The organism is Segatella sinensis (genome assembly GCF_040095255.1).
GTDB classification, from domain to species: domain Bacteria; phylum Bacteroidota; class Bacteroidia; order Bacteroidales; family Bacteroidaceae; genus Prevotella; species Prevotella sinensis.
Genome location: NZ_JBBNGE010000091.1, coordinates 1 through 6743, shown reverse-complemented (window position 1 = coordinate 6743; position 6743 = coordinate 1). Strand labels below are relative to the sequence as shown.

The following is a 6743-nucleotide window of genomic DNA, read 5'->3' as shown; positions in this document are numbered from 1 at the left end:
AGCGGTACCGATTGCAGTGATAGCATGGTACCGATTACACCGCTACGCGTGGTACCGATACAGCGCTATCGTCAAATCATCAACAGCCTTAATACTTTCATCGTATTTTTCCTGCTCCTCACTACTCAAGCAACGAACATCCGCCAATTTAGCTAGATGATCGAATATCTTCTTCTGCGCCGTAAACGGCAATCTTTCCAATACTTCCATATATTTCAATACATAAATCCATTTTTCAAAACCAGTCTCGCATTCTTCCTCACTCTTATCAAAGAAGGGAAGAGAAAGATAGATGAAACGAAGCTTATCAGAAAATATGGAGTAGCTAAACTTCTCCCTCAAAGCAACGTCTGCTGCGAAGATACACTTTTTTATTGAAACTACCAAGAATTTCTAGAATTTTCTATGAAAAATAAGAAAAGAAAGCAATAAGGAGAGTGAAAGGTGAAGATCTGAACTGTCGCAAGTTTGCCCCCACACGCCCTGAAGGGGCAGAAGCTCCTAGCCCAGGGCAATCGCCCTGGGTAAACCAGCAATCAACCTTGCGCCCTGTAAGGGCAAAAGCTTTAAAAATTCAAACATTAAAGGCACCTCCTTCACAATTCCATGAAGAAGATGCCTTTAACAAGTTCAACCATAGTTACCAAAATATTTTATCACCAAAACGGGAACTTAATTCTTGTCTAAGAGTATTTGGGAGATTGCAATTTGCAAAAGCATGATGCCCAATGTAAGTAACACTCACTGGAATAACAATACTGCTCAAAGAAGAGCAATCACTAAATGCATAACACCCAATGCTTGTAATACGATCTGGAATAACAACGTTACTCAAAGAAGAGCAATGCCTAAATGCACACACACCAATGCTAGTAACGCTATCAGGAATAACAAGACTGCTCAAAGAAGAGCAACCCCAAAAAGTACTATCCCCAATGCTTGTAACGCTATCAGGAATAATAATACTACTCAAAGAAGAGCAATCATAAAATGCACATTTTCCAACACTAGTAACACTATTAGGAATAACAATACTACTCAAAGAAGAGCACCCCCAAAACGCCCTCTCCCCAATGCTGGTTACACTATCAGAAATAACAATACTACTCAGAGAAGAGCAATCATAAAATGCACACTTTCCAACACTAGTAACACTATTAGGAATAACGAGGTTGCTCAAAGATTCGCAACCCCTAAATGCATATTCCCCAATGCTAGTAACACCATCCGGGAAAATAAGACTTTCCAAAGAATAGCAACAATAAAAAGCATAATCACCAATGTTAGTAACACTATCAGGAATAACAAGACTACTCAAAGATTTGCAATATCCAAATGCCTCATCCCCAATACTAGTTACACTGGCAGGAATGACTATGTTACTCAAAGAACTACAACCAAAAAATGTCCTCGCCCCAATGCGAGTCACACCACCAGGAATAACAAGGCTACTCAAAGATTCGCAATCCCTAAATGCACCATCCCCAATGCGAGTCACACCACCAGGAATAACAAGGCTACTCAAAGATTCGCAACCCCTAAATGCACTTTTCCCAATGCGAGTTATACCATCAGGAATAACAACGTTATTCAAAGAAGAGCAACCTTCAAATGCACTATTCTCAATACAGGTAACACTATCAGGAATAACAATGTCTGTCAAAGATTTACAACCCCAAAAAGCACCAATCCCAATGCTGGTAACACTGTCAGGAATAACAAGGCTAGTCAAAGAAGTGCAACCACGAAATGCGCTGTCTCCTATGCTGGTTACACCATCAGGGATAACAATTTTAGCATGAATAGCGAGATAACATAAAGAAATACAACCTTTAAAGGCTCTATCCACAATACTCGATCCAGTAGCACGAATAACAAGACTGCTCAAAGATGAATATGTAAATTCTCTATCCACAATACTAGCAACACTATCAGGAATAATAAGGCTACTCAAAGAAGAGCAATCCTTAAACGCCTCATGCCCTATACTAGTTACACCATCAGGAATAACAAGACTACACAGAGATTTGCAGCCATAAAACGCTCTATTTCCAATGCTAGTAACACTATCGGGAATAACAAGGCTACTCAAAGAAGAGCAACCTTCAAATGCCTCATTCCCAATGCTAGTAACACTATCAGGAATAACTATGTCTGTCAAAGATTTGCAACAAAAAAATGCACAATTTTCAATACTAGTTACGCCATCAGGAATAACAAGACTGCTCAAAGAAGAACAACCAGAAAATGCACTATTTCCAATGCTAGTAACACTATCAGGAATAGCTATATCTGTCAAAGATTTGCACCCATAAAATGCACTATTTCCAATGCTAGTAACGCTGTCAGGAATAACAAGACTGCTCAAAGATTCGCAGCCATGAAATGCATCCCAAAATATGCTAGTAACACTATCAGGAATAACAAGACTACGCAAAGATTTGCACCCACTAAATGCACAATTTTCAATGCTAGTTACACTATTGGGAATAACAAAACTTTTCAAAGACTCGCAATCACTAAACGCACCAGTCACAATGCTAGTTATGCTATCAGGAATAACAATATCTGTCAAGGAACGACAACTTCGAAATGCCCAAGCCCCTATGCTAGTAACACTGTCGGGAATAACAAGACTATGCAAAGATTCGCAATGATCAAATGCCCTATCCCCAATGCGAGTTACACTATCAGGAATAACAAGACTACGCAGAGACTTACAATATACAAATGCCCTATCGCCAATGCTGGTAACGCTATTAGGAATAACAAGACTGCTCAAAGATTCACAATATTCAAATGCACAATCCTCAATACGGGTAATGCTATCTGGAATAACAAGGCTGCTCAAAGATGAAAAGGAAAAAGCACTCTCCCCAATGCTAGTTACACTATTAGGAATAACAAGACTGTTCAAAGATTCGCAACCTTCAAAGGCACAATCACCAATGCTAGTTACTCCAGCTGGGATGACATAAGATGTTGTGTCTTGGTCTCTAAAAGAGATAATTGTACTTTTGTCTTTATCAAATAACACATTATTTTCATAAATAAAGTACGGCGACAAGCATTTCAGTTCGCCATACCAACCGCAAAAGAGATTGCCTTTAATGCTCACTACCCTATTAGGAATAACAAGACTACTCAGAGAAGTGCACCCATCAAATGCACTCTCTCCAATGCTTATAACACTCTCGGGAACAACAAGACTACGCAAAGAAGTGCAACCTTCAAATGCCCAATCACAAATAATCTTTGTATCTTTTTTAATTGAATAGTTTCCATCAAGTTCTTTTGGCGATCTTAACAATTTTCTCCCGTCTTTGCTATATGTCACTCCATATTCATCTGTAATAGCCTCATTAAAATTTTCATGTATTGTTGATGTTGTCATATCTTCATTCACTGACAGAAAAGTTATCATCGATTTCTCGTCTATCCAATCTGCCAACAGTACCGGAAATTTTTCCACTTTGTCTTGACTCTGAACTAAGAGTTCCCAATCCAAATACTTTGCAGAAGTACTGTGCGAATAAGCCCCAACCATATTCTGTTCATCATCAATCTGATAACACGCATCATCGGCACATTCCTTCTGATCTTTCAAGAAACACTTGAGGGTATAATACTTCCCAGTACTCTTGTCCTGCATTTTAAACACCACGGCAAAAGCACCACTAATGTGATATGGCTCTCCGTGATTATCTAATACGGGAGTCAGGTGAGCCAACTTGTCAAGATTGTTACCAGCATCTTGAATGGCCTTTACATATTCTAATATTGTTGGATACTGCATACTATGTTCTTTTATTAATTGTTTTTAGTCGTATTTTCATTCGACATTGCAAAGATACACATTAAATTGAAAAACAACAAAGAAAACATGACAATTACAAGGTATTTTTAAGCTTTTGCCCTTACAGGGCGCCTTGCTGATTGCTATTATACCCAGGGCGATTGCCCTGGGCTAGGAGCTTCTGCCCTTTCAGGGCGTGTGGAGCTTACTTGCAAAAACAGAATCAGTTTAGATTCTATAAATCTGCTGCGAAGATACACTTTTTAATTGAAACTGCCAAGGAATTCTAGTTTTTTTTCAAAAAGAAGGAAAAGAAAGAGATATATAGAGAGAAATGGGGAAGGTGCACCTCCCCCATCGCACCTTCCCCATCTCTTGTTTCAAACACCAAAACTTCTCATAAAATCCTCTCTTTTCTCCAGCTTATAATACAGCTCCTGGGCGGTATGATAATCGGGATCGGAGCCTTCAAGCCACTCCGAGAAATGGCGGTTGTGGTTCATCTGCGTTTCCTGCTTGCGGAACGACTCCACCACGCACCTCTTTTCTACTTCCGGAAACATCAGGTTCATGCGGGCGGCAAAGGCTGACTTGTCCTTATCCTCCTTCACCATATGGAACGTATATTTCATCAGACACCACACAATGTACCAGTCCTGCTGCTTCGTGATGTTGCCCTTTAGCCAGAACTCCAGCTTCTCCTTCAGCTTGGCTGGATCCACCCAGTTGGCAAAGAACGAATCGCCATGTCGCTCATACTCATCAGCCCTGGCTATTTCTACCGCCAACATATTATGCTCACCCTGATACATAAACAGATTTTCAAAATCCCCGGGCGAAGCCTCCTCTCTTACAAGCATGTGGACAAGCTCCTCCTCATTCTCCTCATCCTCCACATTATTGAACCAGACTGAACACAGCGCATAATTGTTGAATTTCCCCTCTACTTCACTCATCACTTTCTGTAAGCTCAAAGTGGTAATCTCTATTCTTCTCTCTTTCAGATGACGCTTCTGTACCTTGGCTACATGCTCCAGATGAGCAGGTAACGTATGCTCATCGAAATCTCGCTTGATGTAATGATAAATGATGGCAGCTTCGTGGTCGGTGCGGAGAACTCGGGTCTTGTACAAATCGGTAAATTCTCTGTATATGTAGGTAACCGTGGCGACGGTCTTCTCCAAAGCCAACTTCAATCCGCTAGAGATAAAGTTCTTGTAGTGAGACTCATAGTTCGAAAGGTCTGCGTCAGCCGGAGCCTCCTGCTTCTCACACAGCTTGAAAAGATCTTTGCCACTGGGCATCTGACCATACTCCTCCACATCCAGCAGATAGTCTGCATGCTTTCGGGCGATGGTCTGAATGTCATTCAGCACCTTCTCTAAGATTTCTGTATAGATAGCCATCAGTTCATTATCATAGCTCTTATATATGGTAATATAGACTTTCTTATGGAGCTTATGAATATATTTAAGAAAATCTGTCAATTGCTCGGCAAGGTCTTGGTAAATATGATAATAATAGGTAAGACCCTTATGCTTTCCAGTATTCCATTGAATGTCTTCTATAGCATATTGAATCTCCTTACATAAATGTTCAGCCTCTCTCTTAAACAGGGCAACATCTTCTTTGGTTATAGGGGTGTATTTCTTGGTTCCTGTAGCCTCATCTATAACAAACAGGTCTTCTTCTGATTTGATTTTCAGACGAAAACCGTAACGATTATCGGTATTGTATAGGTATTCTGATTCCATTGTGTTTATGTTGTTTAATTACGAACTCAACCGCCGATTCCATGCGGTACATAGAAATGGCCCCTCAAAGTTACAAAAAAATGGCGAAAAATCAACGATTACTATAGAATATAAACACAAAAAACGAAAAAAAGCCTTTTAAACAAGAAAAAATCACCATTTTATCGCATTTTTGCAACTTTTTGAAACATCAGATATTATCACACCCATCTATTTATTCTATCTATTTAGTATTCAATCTCATACCAATTAGAACCACATTCCTTTGTTATAGAATATTGCATTATCTAAATAAAAATGAGAGAGAGAGCATTTGCAAAAGGCTGGCAGAAAAACACGCTCGGAGCCCAGAAAATGAGGCTCAAAAGGCTATTTTCACACCCGCAGAATGTCCAAAATAAGATGGGAAATGAGTATTTTCTGCTTGAAAAACGGCAAAAAATCAGAAATAAACTAACAAATTTACACAATATCAAGACAAAACGAAGAGGGAGAGTATAGAAAAACAGAAGAGAATCTATAGCTTTTAAAGATACAATTCTGAGAAAGTACAACTTTCACTAACGGGCAATATCTTACTATTAAACAACATCTTACAACAATACAGCGTTGCATCTTTTAGAATCAAATCAAACCCTCTATCAGGTCATTTTGGGTCAAAGTCATTTCGGGTCATTTTGAAAATGCAATGTCATTTTCAGCCATAGTATAATATAAATATATTTATATTATACTATGAGTGACTTTGCGCCCCGAAAATAAAAATGACCCGAAATGACTTTGACCCGAAATGACCCAGAAGACGTAAAAGCTTCTGCCCACCTTCAGAACGAAAGGAAAATGCTGGTGGAAACGAAACGTGTAAATATCGTCAATAGTTACATATTTGTATATCAGCCACTTACGCCATTTTTACCATCTTATTCCGATAAAAACTTGCTTTCGCCTTTGAAATTTTGTATCTTTGCACCGGCAATCGAAGGAACAGCCTATTGTGCCGAAAACCGGTCATCTATTAAGACCGGGGCGGGGCTTAAATGATGGCAGGCGCCGGTCATCTATTAAGACCCCCAAAAGCACAAGGAAACGGGCTTTCTGGGTAGTTGTGATTTACAAGAACTCTTAAACACAGAACAGAGTATGATTAACTACAGCATCGTAATGCGCAGCGTGAACGCAAACCTCCTTGAGAT

General features: G+C 39.5%; 3 protein-coding genes. All 3 read right to left on the bottom strand.

Features of this window, described 5'->3' with window-relative positions; translation table 11 throughout:
- Nucleotides 1-42: 42 nt before the first annotated feature.
- Entirely contained in the window at nucleotides 43-387 is a 345-nt protein-coding gene (locus AAAT87_RS14860; protein WP_349226856.1) for a PD-(D/E)XK nuclease family transposase, read from the bottom strand.
- Nucleotides 388-640: 253 nt separating this feature from the next.
- Nucleotides 641-3796 (bottom strand): leucine-rich repeat domain-containing protein, encoded by a 3156-nt coding sequence (locus AAAT87_RS14855; RefSeq protein WP_349226855.1) that lies wholly within the window; start codon nucleotides 3794-3796, stop codon nucleotides 641-643.
- Nucleotides 3797-4176: 380 nt separating this feature from the next.
- Complete coding sequence (locus AAAT87_RS14850; protein ID WP_349226854.1) at nucleotides 4177-5550, bottom strand: hypothetical protein; 1374 nt, start codon at nucleotides 5548-5550, stop codon at nucleotides 4177-4179.
- Nucleotides 5551-6743: the final 1193 nt, after the last annotated feature.

What these genes read in the sequence shown, in the direction of transcription:
- AAAT87_RS14850 (WP_349226854.1), bottom strand. Translation starts at nt 5,550, where the DNA reads ATGGAATCAGAATACCTATACAATACCGATAATCGTTACGGTTTTCGT.
- AAAT87_RS14855 (WP_349226855.1), bottom strand. Translation starts at nt 3,796, where the DNA reads ATGCAGTATCCAACAATATTAGAATATGTAAAGGCCATTCAAGATGCT.